Source organism: Escherichia sp. MR (assembly GCF_005280595.1).
In the GTDB taxonomy this organism is placed as follows: Bacteria; Pseudomonadota; Gammaproteobacteria; order Enterobacterales; family Enterobacteriaceae; genus Escherichia; species Escherichia ruysiae.
The window spans coordinates 1-17,604 of sequence record NZ_SZVK01000038.1 but is presented as its reverse complement, the minus strand read 5'-3'; the positions used below and the strand labels follow the sequence as shown (position 1 = coordinate 17,604).

The following is a 17,604-nucleotide window of genomic DNA, read 5'->3' as shown; positions in this document are numbered from 1 at the left end:
TCCTTGTATTGCCGAACAGGAAGGGCACCGGATAAATGCCAGTGCCCTGGACAAGATTAGCCAATGGAAATTGAGGAAATCCCCAACTGTTTCTGGCTGCGACTCATCATTTCAGGTCCGGCGACAAGTACCGCCCCAATGACGATAGATACAATGCAACTAGCCAGTCCCATCCCCCCTTGTTTCCCAACTTTTTTCAGGCCAATCAGGCCCCCGAGAAACAGAATTACGCCGATGAACTGCGCAATAGTCAGTGATGATGACTGTGCTGTTTTGGCACCTTGTTCGACATTGCGAACCATATCGGCAAGATCTCCATCGGCAAGAACGGCTTTGGGCAGCAACATCATGGGAATGAGCAGCAGGAACTTAGTCAGTTTGCTCCGGCATGACATTACAAACAGTTGTGCGTGGATAAATGCGGCGTACAGACGGGCCGCTACGACACGAATACGTGACATAGTTTCTCCTTAAATGGATATATCAGTGGTTTATATGAAGGTGAAAAAAATCAGAAGACGATTCCAATGCTTGTCAGCAGGGCATTGAGGACACGATCGATAAAGACCAGCAGGACGCCGGCAATAAATTTGACGTTTCCCTTACTGACGGATTCACTGGCACTCAGTGCGGTATGTCCATCGAGTCCGGCCTTGCGCCAGATGGATATCCCGTTCATTACAAATCCAACACCGGCCAGCTTGGCCAGCGACAGAACTGCATTTGCTGCGCCAGCAGCAGCGCCAAACGTCTGAGGTTGTACATATGCAATCGGGCCAAATGAGTCAGCCCTGAATCCCATTTGTACGCCTCCGGCGTTAATCATTGCCGGGAGTGATACGAGCATGCAGCTGGTTAACATCCCCGCAATAAATTTTCCGGGAGACATTTTTACCGGACCGGCTGAACGGGCGCGGGCAAACAGGGTAATCATGCTGATCACCCCGATGAATTCTCCCCAGGTAAACAGGAAATCCATTCCGGCACTGAAAATACTGCTGGCAAAGTTCTCAATGGCGGTCAGGGCATCCATGTTCATCAGCGTAACGTCCCTGCACTGGTGATGATGGTCCGGGTAGTCGGATCAATCCGCTGGATCACCACATTGCCCAGCGTCTGACCTTCTCTGACAGCCCAGGTACTACCCTGCCAGCGAATCCAGGCCATACCAGTTTCCATCGACATGATTTTCATTCCGTTAAGTACAGACGACGTTTTTTTCTTTGCTGGATGCGGTGTGGAAGAGGATTCAGTGACGCTTTTCTGTGTCATTATTCCGTTCAGGCGGCTCCGGATATCATCCAGCTGACGGCGTGTTTCCTGTGCGTATTCTTCATCCTTTTTTATAGCTTCGCCCAGCTTGTTAATGCTGTCGTGAAGCATATTCAGTGTTGCCTGAATTTTTTCATCGCGGTTATCCAGCTCTGTTTTTACATCCCGGGCAAGCTGGCTCATATCTTCTCCTGTCCGGACAGTCATAGTCTCAGTGGACTGAACGGAAGGTGATGATTCTTGTGTGGTTTGCCAGGTCTGTACGCCAGCATCCGCATCATTAAACGGAGGCATGCCTGTTTCCGATGGCGCTCTCAGGAACAGATACCATATGGCTGCGAGCAACACGACTGCACATAGCCCCCATGTTGCTACAGATATCCCCCAGACGGAACGTTTCCAGAAGGGGGCGGGTTTCTCTTCGGGTTCACCGAAGCTGCCGGTTTCATCTATTTCTGTTTCAGGTTTCATTATGGTGTCTCCGGTTGTTCATCATACCGACGTTGCATCACAGCTTTTCTTTGCTCCATGGCTGTCTGCATTCGTGCCTGCGAGCGTTGTTCCGCCTGTGATGTACGATTAACTGAAGGGGAAATGCCACTGGAAAGGGAAGATGACCTGGCGTCGTTTGTCATTACCGGGTCAACAAACAGAATTGATACGACTTCATGCTGATACACTTCTACCTGTTTATAGGGCTCACTTTCTGCCTGGCGGGTTAATATCTGACCTCCTCTTTCCGCCATACCACCGGCAATAACGCCCGCAACAGCTTCACCACTGGGCATTCCCACGCGTCCGGTAACCGTGCCATAGTTACCCTGAATAACCTGCGTGTTGGCATCTTTATAAAGTGTGCCAATACTGCCCACACCTCCTAACACTGACGGCAGAATGATATGTTTAAACCAGCGTGTATTCACATTGCTGGCCACGGATGACATCAGGTTGTCTTCCCGTTGAGCATATGCATTGACCTTAAGGTCCATGCCGTTCCAGCTCATCCGGTCGAAATGGATCTCCACGCCGTTACCCACCAGTTTGACTCCCGGACTGAACAGCGTTGCCCCTGCCCAGGGGCCAGCGGGAATGGTTGCGATAACCTTGGATGATGGGTTATCAGAATCCACTGCAGTATCAATATATGCCGGTATACGGGTCAGAGCAGGTATCAGTTGTATCCCTTTTTCTGCTACAGGCGTGGACAGGCTGGCATTCTGTAATGCGAATTGCTGCGTACCATTCTGCCCTGTTGTTTCTGCCGGAGATTTATTCCACATAGTCGTTGCTATGGTTGGTGTACTACCGGCAGGATGCTGATCTTTTATTCTTACAATCAGCTTTTGCAGCCGCTCCATACGTTTTTCACTGGCTGCTCGATCCTCCTGTGGTGTGCCGGAAGCCTGGCGATGAGCATAGTTTTCCGGTTTTGCTGCAGGCTGTTGTTGCTTTTCCGGAGTGTCCGGAATATCAAGCCCCTGTGGAAGACTGGCAATGAACGTCTGATTATTGCGGGCTGCAGCTGCGGCCCCTCGTTCATTATCCGCTCTTAACAGTTCACGATAGTGAGGCGTTTCGGTAACGCTGCGCGTTCCGCCGCTTGCTGCACTGTTAATGTTCACGGCTGACTGCATATCGCTGTTACTCCCTGATAGTTTGGAAAACGCGATATAGCCGCCGCCAAATAAGATGATGCTGCCCAGTCCAAGCAGGGCAGCCAGTTTCTTTCCGGATTTACCGGCATCCTGTTCAGCACTCATGATTACTCCAGTTCTGGTGTCACGTGAACGGACTGGCCATTCACAGAGAAAGTCAGTAGTGGGGTGACGGGAAGTTTCCAGAGATGAGTTCCGTCGGCAGAGGACAAGGTCTGTTCAAATTCATCGCGCAACATCGCCCGGGAACGAACCAGAAGGTCATCGCCGTGTTGCCAGATCGTTGTATCCGGGACATTACCTGTGAATTTCAGCCTCTTAACTGAAGGGTCCCGGGGAGGAATACCATCCAGAAATGCCTGTAATGTTGCATCATGCAGGGCGATCTTATCCGTCGGGATGGAGACAACCGGGCTGGTTGGTCCCTGCCGTGGTATTCGCAGATCCAGACGACTGTCCATTTCCTGACTGGATGACGGCGTATCTGTTTCGCCACTGGTTACGTTCAGGATGACCGGTACCGACAGACCTTTCAGGTAGACAGAAATATTTCCGGATGCCCATGGCCGCAATGGTGTGATTGTCACCATGTTCTCGTTGTACTGCACATCAAAGAGTTTTGGTGCCGCGTTATAAGGAGGATCGGATTGTGGCCATGGTGAACCGTTGATATCGATAAATGTCACCACGCTCAGGTTGTTCATGGCTGTGCGAACAAGAGGAAGGCTGGCACCGGGGGACAGATTAACTGTCAGAGAGCTGATACGGGGTACAACACTGGTGATGGGCGCATTGATGGCCCGCTCGTTATCCGCCATGAGACTGCGTAGTGAGCGAATCTCATCGGCGGAGAGCTCAGAATCAAGCCTTGCCGCATCCTGTACCAGCGGGCTGGCCTGCCCGGGGGCAGGCAGCTCACCTTTTACCAGTGTTGCCGGAACACCTCCGGTGTTTTGGGAGGCGTTCTGAACGTGATCGCTGGCAGAATTTGTCGTTTGTGGTGTGCGTGCGTTCTGCCATCCTGCGTTATCTGCAGACGTGGCGGCGCTGCACACCAGGAGCAGTGTGCTCAGTAAATAACGTGATTGCATATTACTTATCTCAGGAGTTCGGTCCGGCGTTACGGGAGATCATCTGCCGGATTTCCATACCGGATGGTTTCAGTCTGGGGTCAACACGCTGGATGGTGATTTCGAAAACAAAAGACTGTTCTGGCTTGCTGGTTGTCTGGCCGACCAGACGCATACGGACAGGATACTGGAATGTCCAGAACCATACGCCGTCGGACATTTGTCCCTGTCGTACCAGAACGCCAGCACCTGTCGTGGCGGTCAGATTCATCTTCTCTTTCTTGATCGTCTCCAGAATGTTAGATGCCTGTAATGCATTCACATATCCGACAAAACCTTCGTCAGAAAAACGCGGAGACAGGGAGGAGATCTGTGAACGATAGTGCACAAAATCCAGGTTGAATGCGGTCGCCAGTGCCTGGCTGCCAAAGGCCATTGCATCATTCTGACTCCATGCTGGCTGACTTGTTGGTGCCAGCCTGACCAGACGACCATTGTCTGTAGCGAAATATTCGCGCTCCACATTCGTTGAGTGCCAGTACTGAATGGCGTTACCAGTAATACTGATAAGAAGACATGTGCCCGTACATAAAAGCGCTTTTATCAGCGCAGGGACATTATTTGCCCGCTGTTCTGACTGCTTCATAGCCCTGATTGTGCTCTTCAGTATTTCCGGGTCAGGTGCCGGATGTGATGGCGAGGATGGCTCGGTATTTTCGGTCATAGGTTGTAGTCCTTCCAGGGATCAATATTCCCCGGCAGCTTTTCATTCACCTTGTCCACGACCGCGTCGCAGACCTGGTTTTCCAGCTGCGACAGAATGTCGTCAAGGCTGGGGAACTGGGGGAGGTTTATGCTGATTTTTTTGATTCGTGACAGACAGGACTGCAGGGATGAGGAAACATCGTTTTCACGTTGTGACCATGCATCCGCAGCTGCACGTGCTCGCTCATATCCTGTATTACTACCGGCCTGTGCCGCGCTACCCGCACGACAGGTTGCAGCACTTGCCGTGGATGAAATCAGGATAAGGCCGAGCACGGCAACCAGAGACTTATGCATGTTCATATGGCTTCCTTACCGGCTCATCGGCCGGGGCTGTGGGAGAGATCCTGATGCAGAGTTTTTTCCTGCCTGTCCTCCGGCTTTTGGCTGTTGGACCACTGCTGCCATGACTGCTCGAAGCCCAGGTTCCGGTACAACGCATCAGGTTGTTTTTCCGGCGTGTAGACAGCAGCAAAAAGCGGTTCTTCCCGGGTTTTCAGATGAAACTGCATAAGCTCCGGTGCAGGGCGATTCGTGCTGTCAGCATCGTGGTTTACCGCTTCACCATAACCTGCAAAGCGTAAACCTTTGTCGGTCAGCGCATTGATAACCAGCTGACTGTTGTCGGCTGATGGGGTGGCCAGTGCCGGATACAATGTGCCGTTCAGCCGGACCACACCCTGCAGATGTTCATCGGCACTCTGGACAAGTAGCAGGTTGAGTTCACGCGTATCCTTATCCACTGATCCCAGAACAGGTGTCAGCTTGTCAGGGGCTGCGCTGGTTATTTCTGTTACCTGATTTGCGTTCTGTGGTGCGGAGACCGGATGTCGGTCTTCACCGATAAACAGATGTGAGCCGACGTTTTCTGGCATACGTAACGCTTTCATCTCTTCGGGCCACCCCTGGCTGATTTGCGCAGCCACTTTCATAAAGGTTTCGACCGGAATCGCCTGAATACGCTGACCTTTATCCGGATTATCATGTGATACCGAGATCCCGTTGGTAACTGACTCCATGGACCACTTATTCCGGAAACGTGCTTTTTGCTCTCCCGGGAGGATGAATTGTTCGCGGTTCTGAAGTGTCAGTGTCACCACGTCACCTTTCTGATGGTTTTTGACCAGACTTTCCAGTTGTTCCCCCCAGTAGAGTTTGCTGCCACTGCGGTTTTTAAGCTCAACAAAGAAACTCTCTCCTTTGCCGGGTGCATATTCAGCACGACCAAAATTGTGCAGTACGGCAGTCACGCTCTCTCCCGGGCGAAGTTTTCCTGGTGGTTCTTCACCTTGTGCCGCATCTGCCGTTTTGCCAGGTTCAGCCGGTGATGATGCAGGGACGGTGCTGACGGTTGATGCTTCAGGGGCTACTGGGGACGCCGGGGATTGTGTGGCTTCTTTTTCCTGAACAGGGTCTGGGACTGCTGGTTGTTCAGGGGTATTCCGGTTAAGTTCCGGTGTTGGCTTATGGGTGACAACAGTATCCTTACCGACAGCCATTTCCTTGCGTAATTTTTCGAGCGCCGCTCGCTGATCCGGGAATTTCATGCGCACTTTGATGTTGTGCTCGATGATCAACTGCATCGCTTTTTGCTTAAAGGCATCACTGCCCGTCAGCTCAATGACACCACCATAGAAATCAGTGGCCACAGCAAGTGCAGCCAGAACACTGCGATCGTCATTGCTGGCACCGTTGACCATTTCCAGCCGGTTTACCCGGTCAATGAAGGCAGGTTTGCCATCCAGTTTGTACAGGACGGTTCTGTCTGCTCGTTCTTCACCTTCCAGCGATTTAATGATTTCGTCCAGATTGAGCGATATCGGTGCATCAGGGCGTTCCGGGGCGTAGACAATACTGTCAGGTGCCGGTGTGGTCGTCGTGGTTTCCGGTGAGGGTGTGGGATCACTGTTCTCATGCGCCTGTGAATCCGTTTTTTTACGCGTAAAAAAGCCACGCGCTTTGTCGAGAAACGATGAAGTATTATCAGAAGATGATGTGCTCTGAACAGGTTGCTGTGGAGTGGGGTCATCCCGGACAGCCGGTTCTACTGTATCTGTTGTGGCCTGAAGTTCTGACTCATCAGCCTGAACGTGGCCTGTGTCCGGTTGCGACGGCATATCACTGTTTTCCTGCAGATGCTCAGGATTTTCATTGTTCATCAGCTCCTGATATGCGCTGTAGTTTTCGTATTCTTCGGGGCCATCTGACTCAGGAAGGAACGGCTCTGGCTGAAGGGGAATGTCTTCAGTTACATGGTTGACCGCCTCTTCCCGGGGAGTATCCGGGGATATTCCGGTGCTTTGTTTGTCATCAGGCTCCGTCATCACGGTCATTTCCTCTTTGACTGCATCAGGGGAAGGTGATGGCTCGGCTGATTCATTCATGGTTTCAGATGAGGGACTGTCTTCAGGGGATGCGGGGGTGGCAGCAGGGGCCGGTATTTCAGGTGAAGTGCCGGATTCCTGTTGTGACTCGTTTTTTTCCGGTTGTGACAGTTCGGCTTCAAATTCACGCCAGTCTTTATCTGTGGCCACCGAGACAACTTTTTCCGGAGGTTCCGCCGGATGAGCGGGTTCATCAGGGGCAGACGCCGTTGTACTTTCCGGGGACGCCGGTGATTCTGCAGGGGAGTCCTGAACTACAGAGCTTTCCGTTTGCGCCTGAACGTTATCAGCGTGCCGCTCATCTTTGCCGTTATTTTCAGTGGCGTGACTGGTAAATGACTGTGTTTCATCAGCAATGTTACTGCTGGAAGCAGCTGGTTGTTCCTGCTGCGTGGCGGACGGCAGAGAAGGTCCCTGGTCATGGCTGTGCCCTGTATCGGGTGATGTTTCAGGATATTCTGTCGGAGTCATGGTTTTTTCCTCAGTGTGGACCGGTGTAAAAACGAGGTTGCCTATCACCAGTGCCTCGCGCATTTCCGGGGTGTTACTGTTGGGGGTGGAAACCCCGATGTGTTCTAACTGGGCGTTGATGACATGCTGAAAAGCGGCCCGTCCCCGGCTTGCGTCCAGGTCATTGAAATCGGTCAGCCCCTGCGCTTTTTCGGCATCGGTGAACGCAGGAAAGATGACCGATCCTCCTGTCAGTTCTGCGGCTTTTGTTGCACTGACGATACCTTTGTTAACCCGGATTGCATGATCGTTGTCGGCACAGAAGATAAAGGGGCTTTGCGTCCACTTTTGCCGGGCATTTTCGGCAACGGCAATCATGTTGCCTCCATCCACCGTCATCAGTACCGGAAGGCCCGTGGCTTCGTGCAGGGAGGCCGCAGTGGCATAGCCCTCGGCAAACAGTACCGGCTGACCGTTGCGCGGTGTGCCCAGCGCAAACCAGTTACCGGTTTTCTCCGAATCTATCAGGATGCGGGCATCTTTCCCCCCGGTGACCGGAATACGCTGGTAAGAGCGTATCGCGCCGTTACGGTTACTGAAGGGAATAACCAGTTCATTTTTGTTGTTTACCCGCACCCCCGGTGCAGCCTGAATGCCTTTCCGGGTCAGGTATTCATGTGCTGTGGCCTGCGGCCATTTGTTGATATAGCGGCGGGCATACGCGGCCTGTCGGTTGTACTGTGCTTTCAGTTCCCGCTCCGCGTCCTCCCTGCGTTGCATTGAATGCGCTTTCAGGTGGAGTCTTGCGCGGGGATCTGTCTGTTCTCCGCCGGAGAAGGTCCAGGTGATCGGCGAATTATCCGCGCTGCGATAATCCCTGTACCAACCGGCAGGTCTGCCGTCCAGGAATCCGCGATATGCGCCACTTTTTTGTCCTTTTTTGTCATCGGCGGTCGGGACACGGTGGATTTTCCCGTCCATGACCGGCAGTTCTTTCAGAACCAGTCCGGCATTCTCCAGAACCTGGGCAAACTCGGTGACCGGATCACTGCCGTTCATGGAGACGTCCTGTGGCCGGGGCAGCCAGCGGTCCAGCCTGGACAGGTCCGCCCCCGGGCGGGCGAACCAGAGTTTGTGCTCCTTGTCCCAGATGACGGGCGTGTGCCCGTTCATCGGGGGATGTGCTTTTTTGAGATCTTCTATTTCATCTGCAGGCACGGCAAGCCAGGTGCGGTAGCGGGATACAGACGGCATGAGTGCTTCTCCTGAAAAAAGACGGAAAAAAACCACCGCCGGAAGCCGGGGGTGGCTGGGGGGATAGAAAATCGGGGGAGAAATGTTTGTCAGGGTCTCCAGTCTGTACCCTTATTCCAGCGATCCTGCCAGTGTTCAAGATATTGTGCGGCTACATCCGGCATATTCTTGAGCACAACGACATTCTCTGAATTCTTGCGTGCAGCAGCACGAGAGAAGTTATAGGAGCCAGTTTCAACCGTGTTTCCGTCAACAATGATGACTTTGTCGTGATGGATGGGGAAGGCATCTACAGTCCGGAGAGGAATGTCCAGCAGGTTGATATATTTCATCGCTTCCTGACTTGCCCGGTTCGTATTCCCCTTGTCATCAACAACAATACGGACGTCCACTCCGCGTTTTTTCGCTTTTGCCAGCGCATGCATTACATCCGGGTCGGTGAAGGAATATGCCATCATCCTGATGGAGCTTTCCGCACTGTTGATTGTGTCAAGCACCAGAGCGGATGCGCTTCCTTCAGGAGAAAAGCCGACCTTCACGGATGGCGTGTCGATCATTGCAAACGATGGTGTCGTGAACAGTAACGGGCATGCCAGTAGCGATACCCGGAGCAGAGTAACGATAGTTTTTTTACCTGACATAAAGACTCCAGAATTTAATCGAGGCCAGTCCAGTCTCGTGGTGATTCCGTATGGTGGCGATACCACCATGGACGACCGGAGGCGATGGCCCCTCTCAGAATGCTGTAAATGCGAGTACAGATCGTCCTGACAGTCCAGCCTGAACGGTCGAGAATAACGAAAAATAAAATGATGCCGGTGCAAATCCAGAAGGTTGTTTTGGAGGGAAAGGGGCACATAAACAGATAAATCATGGTGAACGGCAGAGGTACGCCCTGGATGTTGACTGGCGGTGTTGCATATCGCCAGAAACCTTCTCTTTTCATGACCGTAACTCCCCTGGCGGGATAAAAAGAATCGCTTCTCTTCGGTCAACTTCATTCCGGATATACATTTCCAGAATCTGGTCCCGGATACGGCGCTTCTCCTGCCGGATTATGGCATCAATGTGATGCCCCCACTCTGCATGCGGCATTCCGGAAAGATTGTCGCGAAGCTCATCGTTAATGACGATATATTCCCGGACGGCTTTACGACCACCGTCATTTGTTCTGACCAGAACCTGAACCAGAATGAACTGCAACAGTGACAGGACAGCCCAGGCCATCGAATCCCTGATGACAGGGGGAAACAGCCCAAGAAGACGTGCCAGCGTTTCACCAGGAGATTTCGTATGCATGGTGCTCAGGCAGTAATGCCCGGTGTTGCCTGCCTGTACCGCTGCGTCGGCGGTTTCGTTATCCCTGATCTCACCAACACCGATAATTTCGGGATTACGTCGTACAGCAGAACGCAGTCCGGCAGCAAAACTGACCACATCACGCCCGATTTCTGCCTGATGCGGTGGGAGCAGATCGTTTTCATTTCCCAGGATATATTCCACCGGGTCTTCATATGTCACGATTTTGGCGTCGGGGAAATTGTCCATAATGTAACGGTACAGTGCTGAACACAGCGTTGATTTCCCTGACCCGGTTTCACCACATACAAATCCCAGACCGCTTTTGCAGACCATTGCTTCAAGCAGATCTGGTTCAATGTTCATGGAGAGAATGTCCGGTATTTCTGTCGGGATGACACGCATTGTTATTGAGACTGCTTTCTCCTCCGCACCAGATGTGCCCTGAATGAGGTGAGAGCGTAACCGGATGCGTTCTCCGCGTTTAAGACCATAGCGACCGGATGCATCCCCGTTAATCTGTATCGTCCTGTCAACCGGATTGCCTGCCAGAACGCGGGGAATGACTTCCCGACCGAACAATTCATCAATCAGGGAGGACATGAGTGTGGTTGGTAACGTTGCACTGGAACAACGCACCCGTCGGCCAAAGCGACTGACAGATACAGGTGACCCACCGGTCAGATCCACATCACTGACTTTATGTGCGGCACACCAGACAAAGAAATGCCGTAGTTCATCTGCAGTGAAACGCTGAAACGGAAAAAGACCAAACTCATCAGGAATATTCATCGGGAGCCTCCTTCAGTGCCTATAAGCGGACGCCAGTGAGATTTCTGAAGATTGAATTCCGCATGATTTTTAAGGCGACGAACACGATCTCCAGTGACCAGTTTTTTCCCGTCACCTGTAACGGTTTGCATTTGATCAGAAACATCCGGACGGGTGATCATGCCCTGACGCCAGAGAAGTGAGTACAGCATCATGCCCCGGTAATCACGGGTGAGGGTTTTCTGGTTGGCTTCAAGCGTCAGGTCGGCGTTTTGTCTTCCTTCCTGCCATCCCTGCCGTAATGCGGTTTCCCACACTTTTCGTTGCACGCTGTCTTCTGGAACGACGCTGCCTTCTGTACCCGGAGTGGCTGTCGTTGAAAGCCCCCGGAGAAGCCAGTCACGCCAGCCCGGTGGATTGCTGACAAAGCGTTCAGGGCGAATGATGGTCCAGACCCGGGAAGAGGTCCGGATTTGATCTGGCGTGATATGAGCAACGTCCTGTGCTTCATCAATAACCGGTGGTAGCCAGCCTTCCGGGCTAATCAGTGGCCGGAAATCGTATAAGGCATTAAGTGTGCTTTCCCGGGCGTTGAGTGCCTGAATCAGCTCCCATGAACGCTGAGCCTTGCCACCACGAAATCCAAGCGTTTTACCTGCGTCGGTCAGCATTTTCCAGCGGGTTTCTGACAGACTATCCGGCTTTTCACTTCGTGGTTTAAGCCATGCATTAATGTCAGGTGGTGGCGTATTGACACCACCTGGCGAGATGGTGGGGGAAGAAGAACAACCAGTAAGCAGTATTACTGGCAAAATGAGAGAGGTGAGTACTTTCATTTTTTCCGGTTCTCCGGCTGCATGAAGCTGACCTGTAACAGGCCCGGATATTGATGGATTGTTGCTCTCCAGGCTGTCTGGGCTTCAATAAGTCTCAACGTATTGGAAAACGTCATATCCCGGACGTGAAGGTTGACTGGTAACGGCAGGCGGACACCATTGTAGTTAAACTGCATCCCCCTGACTCTGGCCAGTTCGTTCAGTAATTCAATCGCATCACCTTCCCAGTCAAAGGAAAGGCGATCGCTGTTAGCTGTCAGAAGATGAGACCCCGTTGAAACCGGAAGTTGGCCGGAAAACACACCTTTGTCCCATAATGTGTACTGAGTGTGTCGGGTAACCGCCACATCAGAGGCAGCACCGTAGTTACGCGGAACAGGAGTATGCTGAGAAGGGGAGTTGCAGCCAGCCAGAAAAAGGGCGGCAAGACACCCCGCAGGTATAATACGGTTCATAATAATTCCTGAGCAGTTAAATCAGAATGGGATATACCGGTGCTCCGGTACAGACAGGATGATGTTTGTTTCCGGCTATACTTGCGTTACCGGAAATAAATGCCAGTGTGGCCAGGTAAATAGCCTCATAGTTTACTGAAGGTGATTATTCCTGATACTGGCTGGTTGATGTGTCGTCAGACATAAAACGAATATGAGCGTAATCTTTAACGCTCCGCGCCGAATCGATCCATGATGGATGACTCGACGATTTATGAATCGAACGTACCGGCGCTTGTCCCTGAAACAGTTCCCGGCCCTCGTCCGGATAACCTGCAATTCAGACAGGCACATGTGCCCGTACACTCTTGTATCTTACTGAGTATATCAGAATTTATGTAAATTCAAATATCCTCTATGCCTCTTTGTTGTATTTTCCGTCAAGTATGAGCCGGGTACCATCGTAATGCATGATCAGGGCATCAAGGTACGCCGGTTTGAATTTCTTGCCGAGCCTATCTCTGGCCAGAAATGATAAACAATGATTATGTGTCATTATTACTATGTTCCTTTTATGAGATTCTCTTGCGATTGATTCAAGCGTCTTATAAAGATCATTATTGCAGTCTGATAAACTGTCCATAACGACGGGTTCTTTACCGGAGAAGAATTTTGCAGTTTGTATGGTTCTTACCGCATTGCTGGAGTAAATATCATATTCACTGAAGATTGTTGCGAACTTAATACCTTCCTGCTGTGCTTTCTCTGTACCGGTAATAGTGATTCCGCTCTTATCCGAATAACAGGGCATATCTGAACGGTCGCAACGTTCTCCATGGCGGAAAAGGAAAATAACGGTGTTATCAGCATTCATTTCTTTTGCCTGTTCCAGGGTGATATCGGGAAGCGAGCTTTTTGCTTTTGTCACTGCAGCTACCAGGAAAACAGAAAATAAAAGAATGAATGCTGTCTTTGAATAAGAAGAACGTGGTTTCATCATGTTATTTAAAATGAATATAAAAATACCCCCGGGTTTAGTGCCGGGGGCGGGGACAGTAATCAGAAAGTGAACTGAAGTTGTGCCATTGCACCGTAATCGTGGTCAGTTCCTACCAGGCCGGAAACATCGATATGTACGACGTCAAATGGAGAGATACCAACGCCAGCGGTGAAGGCGCTTCCGGAGTTTGATGCCATGTTCTGACGATAACCGGCACGCAATTGCGCCCATTTCCATGCGTTAAATTCAGCACCAACACTTGCAAACTGACGTTTGCTGTCAGAAGTGAAGCCACTGGCAGGAGTCAGATCAACGTCAAGAGCAGTGGTAAACAGGTCATTATGCCAGGATACACCGGCGGTTGCCTGTGGACGAACTTTGAAGGTTTCTTTAAAGCCATTGACGACTTTAGTATCAATACTGCGTGGAATGATGTTCTGGGCAACAAGACCGACAGTCCAGTTGTCATTCAGGTCTGTATAAGCACCAATATCGGCGTTGAATCCGTTTTTCGTGTTGTGATACTTGTCACCGTCAAAATCGTCTTTGTCGTAATCACGAACCGTTACGTTGTAGTTAAACAGGTCCACACGCTGATATTTTGGTGTGACGCCAAGAGACCATTTTTGTCCGGCCGTTTCCAGTTCTTTGGCAAATGAAATTCCGACGTCGGTAATTACAGCTGCACGCCCGAATGCGCGTGAGGTCAGGGCATTCTTATCGACGTCGGTAATTGTTCCATTGGCAACTTTGTCCAGATAATCCAGGTCTGCATCGTTTACTTTTCCGTTTACGCTGACAGTTCCGTAAGACTTGACCATAAGGGCAAACGGCAGAGTGTCATTTGCCATGGCTGCTACAGCTGATACACCTACCTGAGCATCTGCATTGATATTGCGGAATTCCTGCAGACGATGTTTAAGATTTGCCGCTGCCTGTTGTACGCCATGCTGGTTATCTACAGCACTGTCAAACAAATCCCAGTCATCTTTAACATCATCAGCTTTATTTGATACATCATCAGGATCAGCAACTTGTGCCCCAACAGACGGCAGAAGAAGGCTGAAATCATCATTGCTGTTGTGCTTTGTCAGTAAAGCCGGGTTTGCCAGAGGTGCCACACCATAATGGGAAGATGCTACCCCGGTGCCACCCATTGCATCGTTACGCGCTTCAAAATATGACGTCGCTGCTGCAGCGTTAAAGGAAAATAATACAGCAGATGCAATGATGGTGCGGGTAATATGATTTTTCTTCATCATTTAATTTCCTGTTTATCAGAATTTAGACAAAACAACGCTATGACACGGATGTGCCGTAATTTTTTACTTTGGTACTATCTGGTATTTACCAGGGTAATAAAGACGTATTAAATAAGCTAACAGGTAGTATTTGCCCTGTAATAAGGTTCTCGGCAAGGCCAGGTCTCAACGTGACGCGTCGCAAAGACATTGTTGTATTCCGCCTGGTTGTATATTCAGTTAACCATTTTCTTTTTTCATCGTTCAGAAGTGTTGGTGATAATGATAGGGCCGGATATATTACAGAGCCATTGATTTCTTTTTCCTGTCTCAATATTACCCCGCAATATTCTCTTTTCGTGTTTCCTGCGAAGGGGAAACTATGCCAGAAAATAACTTCAGTGTTGCTGCTATCATTAATAAGCATTCTGAAATTATCAGCAGTATCTGGCCATTCACCGGACAACGCTATCGGATAGTTTTCATGGCCATTCAGCCAGTCCGGATTGAGATTAAAACATTCAGCAAGATGTTCGAGAGCGTCAGCTGAAAGATAGTCTGCAAGTCTGGCCGGGTCCTGTATAACCGTGGAGCGGATATTCCATGGCGACAGCAATGTTGCCAGTAATGGCGCATTTATATCATGCGACAGCATGATGTATTCAATTCTGCTTATTATGTTTCCTGTGGTGTTATCCGCAGGCATAAACATATTATGAAGAGCATCCTCAAGCAGGATTCGGGTTAAATCAGCGGTGGATATGGCTAATTGTTCGCTCATTATCCCCAGAACTTCTCTTACCCCTTGTGGGTAACGGACCTGCAGAGGTGTCGGGTTTATCTGACGACCGTTGATGAGTTTTTCGCCGATTGCTTTTTTGTCCAGCGAGAGCATCATTCGGGCCGCAATACCGGTCGTATTCAGTCTCATTGTTCCTCCGACTGAAAAAGTCTTTTCAGCTCATGTGGTTATTGTATCTTCGGTGTTTTTTCTGGTGAAACGAATAATTTCGATCATGCAGATCGAATGTGTTTGGCGAGTTGTTGCAACTCGCCTTTCTGTATGTGTTTTGAATGATGTTTACAGCGGGGTGCTGCCCGGGTTCAGAGGGCAAATCATAATGTAGTCAGGGTCGTTAACAGGTAACGCTCCGGGAGATGGGACACGTTCGCCTTTCTGTGCTGCAATGGCCAGTGTACGCAACAAAACCTCACTGGCGCGGTGAACTGCTTCCTCTTTCGTTGTGGCAGTGACGTGAAGGTTATCAAAATCACCGATCTCAATACGATGCGCTTTCTGCCCATTTTCTTCATCGATGGTCGTGATATGGGCAGGATACGGCACAAACCATGCTGCCACTTTTTGTGTCTGCCGCCGGCGGGCATCAAGCTTACTGACCAGTTGCCATGCACGAAGATGAGTATACCGTTTCAGCATATTCATGGAACGATGTCCTGATATTGCAGCAATCTCCATTACATTCAGGCTACCCAGTTCGAAGAAGCGGCTTATTGCTTCATGCCGTAGATCGTGAAAATGCAGGTCCTCGATGCGAAGTCGTTGTGTGGCTATTCTCCAGGCATTTTTAAAGCCGGATGCGGTGTAATCAAAAACATTGCCGTGGAGATTAACGGGCATCATCTGAAGAAAGTTACGGGCACGTCTGGACAGAGGAACATCCCGTGAGTGACCGTTTTTGGTTTCAGGTAAATGAGCCACACCATGGCGCAAATCAATGTGCTCCCAACGTAAGGCCAGTATTTCGCCCTGCCGCATGGCTGTTTCAAGGGCAAGATGGAAAATGACATACAACATCAGATTTTTTTCGCGGAAATAGCGAGAAAGGCGACGTTCTTCTGAAGACGTTAGCCGGCGATCTCGTCCGGAGGATACTTTCGGCTTGCGAACCAGTTCAACCGGGTTAGTACGACAGGTTCCCCATTCAACACGAGCAATATTGAACAGAGATGACAGAAGGGCGAGTTCAAGACGTACAGTATTACCTGTAATAGCTTTACCCGTTCGGGGGTTGATTTCTGCTAAACGAACGTCTCTGTATGTAGCAATATCAACGGTTGTTATTTCGTCCATATTCCGAAGGGCAATGGGATATCGCTTGATAACATTGCTCCGGTAAAACTCCTGTTGATGCCCTTTCTTGTGAACAGAAACTGTTTTCAGGTACTTATCCAGTGCGCGTGACAGGGACATTTTACGGATGCGTGGAGACGGCATGCTAACCTCAAAAGAGGCAAAAAATAATGCCAACAATCATTCTCTGCAAGCGTGCCAATCCGGTACTTGGCGTAAAAGCAATTCTGGTAGTACGGTGATAACTGGTCGTATAGCAAATGGTCAGCAAATACCGCTGCCAACAGGATTTTCTGCCAGTCAGTGCTCATGGAGTGTGAGCAATGCAGAAAACCCTCAAGGCTGGAAGCCGAATTACTTTGCGGGATCAGTTGCAACTTATGATGCAAATCGAATTGTTAAATGTGGTTTTTATGATGAATACAATTTCCATAAAGGGACATTTAGAGCTGATTTAACCGGAAAATGTAGTTATGTCGTCGCGTGTCAGAACTGAGATTAAATTGCTGGCGCTGCTGGCCTACGTGCCAATCCGGTACCTGGGGCGCTCCTAAAATTCAATTCACAACGCAGACCTACAACATAGCTAAAAACACTCGTAATTTAAGGCTCGGGGTCCATGCATATTGCTCATGGACTTACCTGAATGGCTCACCCTTTGGTGGTTTTCAACAGGTATATTCCGACCAAAACAACGTTTGGTATGTGAGTAATTATGCTTGGGGAAATTATGAGTCTGGTGGGACCATATCAGTCACATGCCTCAATCTTCCTGGTGCTGGAGCTTAATTAAAGGGGCAACAGTAGGCATCGACATGTTCCTCATCAACACCATCACCAATACCGTACATGCGTGTTCCAGTCATAATGTATCCAGTCGGACATTGAATCGGCTTGTAATAGATCGAACCACCACTCTTACCGCCGATAAAGTGATTCATTGCTACGGATGATTTGTACCAATTACATGCTGAGTAATTAATTTTATTACCCCCTGACCACCGACCGGATTGGCACTGGCCTACGTGCCAATCCGGTACCTGGAAATCATCATCAGCGTCGATATGGACGAATATAAAAA

The 17,604-nt window shown here is 50.1% G+C and carries 18 protein-coding genes and 1 pseudogene; 1 reads left to right on the top strand and 18 read right to left on the bottom strand.

Going from position 1 to position 17,604, the window contains the following annotated elements; all coding sequences use genetic code 11:
* Positions 1–56: 56 nt before the first annotated feature.
* From traR to FC814_RS15640, 17 genes are all read right to left on the bottom strand, one after another.
* On the bottom strand, positions 57–461 hold the full coding sequence (gene traR, locus FC814_RS15720) for an IncI1-type conjugal transfer protein TraR (RefSeq protein ID WP_000086960.1): 405 nt from the start codon (positions 459–461) through the stop codon (positions 57–59).
* Positions 462–511: 50 nt separating this feature from the next.
* A complete protein-coding gene (gene traQ, locus FC814_RS15715) occupies positions 512–1,039 on the bottom strand; it encodes a conjugal transfer protein TraQ (protein WP_001690624.1) in 528 nt (175 codons plus the stop codon).
* The gene (gene traP, locus FC814_RS15710; RefSeq protein ID WP_000801920.1) at positions 1,039–1,743 is read right to left on the bottom strand and encodes an IncI1-type conjugal transfer protein TraP; all 705 of its coding nucleotides are present in this window, start codon (positions 1,741–1,743) and stop codon (positions 1,039–1,041) included. Before traP ends, traQ begins: the two co-directional genes overlap by 1 nt.
* The gene (gene traO, locus FC814_RS15705; RefSeq protein ID WP_137326166.1) at positions 1,743–3,032 is read right to left on the bottom strand and encodes a conjugal transfer protein TraO; all 1,290 of its coding nucleotides are present in this window, start codon (positions 3,030–3,032) and stop codon (positions 1,743–1,745) included. Before traO ends, traP begins: the two co-directional genes overlap by 1 nt.
* Positions 3,033–3,034: 2 nt before the next feature.
* Positions 3,035–4,018 (bottom strand): IncI1-type conjugal transfer protein TraN, encoded by a 984-nt coding sequence (gene traN / locus FC814_RS15700; RefSeq protein WP_137326165.1) that lies wholly within the window; start codon positions 4,016–4,018, stop codon positions 3,035–3,037.
* A 10-nt stretch (positions 4,019–4,028) separates the two neighbouring features.
* Positions 4,029–4,721 (bottom strand): DotI/IcmL family type IV secretion protein, encoded by a 693-nt coding sequence (locus FC814_RS15695; protein ID WP_000138552.1) that lies wholly within the window; start codon positions 4,719–4,721, stop codon positions 4,029–4,031.
* Positions 4,718–5,065, bottom strand: coding sequence for a conjugal transfer protein (locus FC814_RS15690; protein ID WP_001055900.1), 348 nt, complete (start codon positions 5,063–5,065; stop codon positions 4,718–4,720). Before FC814_RS15690 ends, FC814_RS15695 begins: the two co-directional genes overlap by 4 nt.
* 17 nt (positions 5,066–5,082) lie before the next feature.
* Positions 5,083–8,850, bottom strand: coding sequence for an LPD7 domain-containing protein (locus FC814_RS15685; protein WP_001141534.1), 3,768 nt, complete (start codon positions 8,848–8,850; stop codon positions 5,083–5,085).
* A gap of 89 nt (positions 8,851–8,939) precedes the next feature.
* Positions 8,940–9,491 (bottom strand): phospholipase D family protein, encoded by a 552-nt coding sequence (locus tag FC814_RS15680; protein WP_000014584.1) that lies wholly within the window; start codon positions 9,489–9,491, stop codon positions 8,940–8,942.
* 14 nt (positions 9,492–9,505) lie between these two features.
* The gene (locus FC814_RS15675; RefSeq protein WP_001330823.1) at positions 9,506–9,796 is read right to left on the bottom strand and encodes a hypothetical protein; all 291 of its coding nucleotides are present in this window, start codon (positions 9,794–9,796) and stop codon (positions 9,506–9,508) included.
* Positions 9,793–10,941, bottom strand: a complete 1,149-nt coding sequence (gene traJ / locus FC814_RS15670; RefSeq protein WP_001024975.1) for a plasmid transfer ATPase TraJ — start codon at positions 10,939–10,941, stop codon at positions 9,793–9,795. The genes FC814_RS15675 and traJ overlap by 4 nt, the downstream gene beginning before the upstream one ends.
* On the bottom strand, positions 10,938–11,756 hold the full coding sequence (gene traI / locus FC814_RS15665) for an IncI1-type conjugal transfer lipoprotein TraI (RefSeq protein ID WP_000866663.1): 819 nt from the start codon (positions 11,754–11,756) through the stop codon (positions 10,938–10,940). Before traI ends, traJ begins: the two co-directional genes overlap by 4 nt.
* Entirely contained in the window at positions 11,753–12,211 is a 459-nt protein-coding gene (traH, locus tag FC814_RS15660; protein ID WP_001079808.1) for an IncI1-type conjugal transfer lipoprotein TraH, read from the bottom strand. The genes traI and traH overlap by 4 nt, the downstream gene beginning before the upstream one ends.
* 394 nt (positions 12,212–12,605) lie before the next feature.
* On the bottom strand, positions 12,606–13,190 hold the full coding sequence (locus FC814_RS15655) for a histidine phosphatase family protein (protein WP_000977525.1): 585 nt from the start codon (positions 13,188–13,190) through the stop codon (positions 12,606–12,608).
* Positions 13,191–13,249: 59 nt separating this feature from the next.
* Positions 13,250–14,452, bottom strand: a complete 1,203-nt coding sequence (locus FC814_RS15650) for a conjugal transfer protein TraF (protein ID WP_000976353.1) — start codon at positions 14,450–14,452, stop codon at positions 13,250–13,252.
* Between the two features lie 85 nt (positions 14,453–14,537).
* Positions 14,538–15,362 (bottom strand): conjugal transfer protein TraE, encoded by an 825-nt coding sequence (gene traE, locus FC814_RS15645; RefSeq protein ID WP_001690630.1) that lies wholly within the window; start codon positions 15,360–15,362, stop codon positions 14,538–14,540.
* Between the two features lie 150 nt (positions 15,363–15,512).
* Positions 15,513–16,667, bottom strand: coding sequence for a tyrosine-type recombinase/integrase (locus tag FC814_RS15640; protein ID WP_001139955.1), 1,155 nt, complete (start codon positions 16,665–16,667; stop codon positions 15,513–15,515).
* On the opposite strand from FC814_RS15640, the gene FC814_RS23235 reads away from it, so the two are divergent.
* Complete coding sequence (locus FC814_RS23235; protein WP_001393368.1) at positions 16,666–17,019, top strand: hypothetical protein; 354 nt, start codon at positions 16,666–16,668, stop codon at positions 17,017–17,019. The two genes, FC814_RS15640 and FC814_RS23235, sit on opposite strands and share 2 nt — an antisense overlap.
* A 289-nt stretch (positions 17,020–17,308) precedes the next feature.
* On the opposite strand, the pseudogene FC814_RS23230 reads toward FC814_RS23235, so the two are convergent.
* Positions 17,309–17,604: pseudogene (locus FC814_RS23230) on the bottom strand (hypothetical protein); the annotation flags it as partial.

Bases quoted from the DNA above. Each gene is read 5' to 3' on its own strand.
- traN (WP_137326165.1), bottom strand. From the start codon at position 4,018: ATGCAATCACGTTATTTACTGAGCACACTGCTCCTGGTGTGCAGCGCC.
- FC814_RS15640 (WP_001139955.1), bottom strand. From the start codon at position 16,667: ATGCCGTCTCCACGCATCCGTAAAATGTCCCTGTCACGCGCACTGGAT.
- traQ (WP_001690624.1), bottom strand. From the start codon at position 1,039: ATGAACATGGATGCCCTGACCGCCATTGAGAACTTTGCCAGCAGTATT.
- FC814_RS15685 (WP_001141534.1), bottom strand. From the start codon at position 8,850: ATGCCGTCTGTATCCCGCTACCGCACCTGGCTTGCCGTGCCTGCAGAT.
- traJ (WP_001024975.1), bottom strand. From the start codon at position 10,941: ATGAATATTCCTGATGAGTTTGGTCTTTTTCCGTTTCAGCGTTTCACT.
- traI (WP_000866663.1), bottom strand. From the start codon at position 11,756: ATGAAAGTACTCACCTCTCTCATTTTGCCAGTAATACTGCTTACTGGT.
- FC814_RS15655 (WP_000977525.1), bottom strand. From the start codon at position 13,190: ATGATGAAACCACGTTCTTCTTATTCAAAGACAGCATTCATTCTTTTA.
- FC814_RS15675 (WP_001330823.1), bottom strand. From the start codon at position 9,796: ATGAAAAGAGAAGGTTTCTGGCGATATGCAACACCGCCAGTCAACATC.
- traE (WP_001690630.1), bottom strand. From the start codon at position 15,362: ATGAGACTGAATACGACCGGTATTGCGGCCCGAATGATGCTCTCGCTG.
- traO (WP_137326166.1), bottom strand. From the start codon at position 3,032: ATGAGTGCTGAACAGGATGCCGGTAAATCCGGAAAGAAACTGGCTGCC.
- traP (WP_000801920.1), bottom strand. From the start codon at position 1,743: ATGAAACCTGAAACAGAAATAGATGAAACCGGCAGCTTCGGTGAACCC.
- FC814_RS15650 (WP_000976353.1), bottom strand. From the start codon at position 14,452: ATGATGAAGAAAAATCATATTACCCGCACCATCATTGCATCTGCTGTA.
- FC814_RS15690 (WP_001055900.1), bottom strand. From the start codon at position 5,065: ATGAACATGCATAAGTCTCTGGTTGCCGTGCTCGGCCTTATCCTGATT.
- FC814_RS15680 (WP_000014584.1), bottom strand. From the start codon at position 9,491: ATGTCAGGTAAAAAAACTATCGTTACTCTGCTCCGGGTATCGCTACTG.
- traR (WP_000086960.1), bottom strand. From the start codon at position 461: ATGTCACGTATTCGTGTCGTAGCGGCCCGTCTGTACGCCGCATTTATC.
- FC814_RS15695 (WP_000138552.1), bottom strand. From the start codon at position 4,721: ATGACCGAAAATACCGAGCCATCCTCGCCATCACATCCGGCACCTGAC.
- traH (WP_001079808.1), bottom strand. From the start codon at position 12,211: ATGAACCGTATTATACCTGCGGGGTGTCTTGCCGCCCTTTTTCTGGCT.
- FC814_RS23235 (WP_001393368.1), top strand. From the start codon at position 16,666: ATGCTAACCTCAAAAGAGGCAAAAAATAATGCCAACAATCATTCTCTG.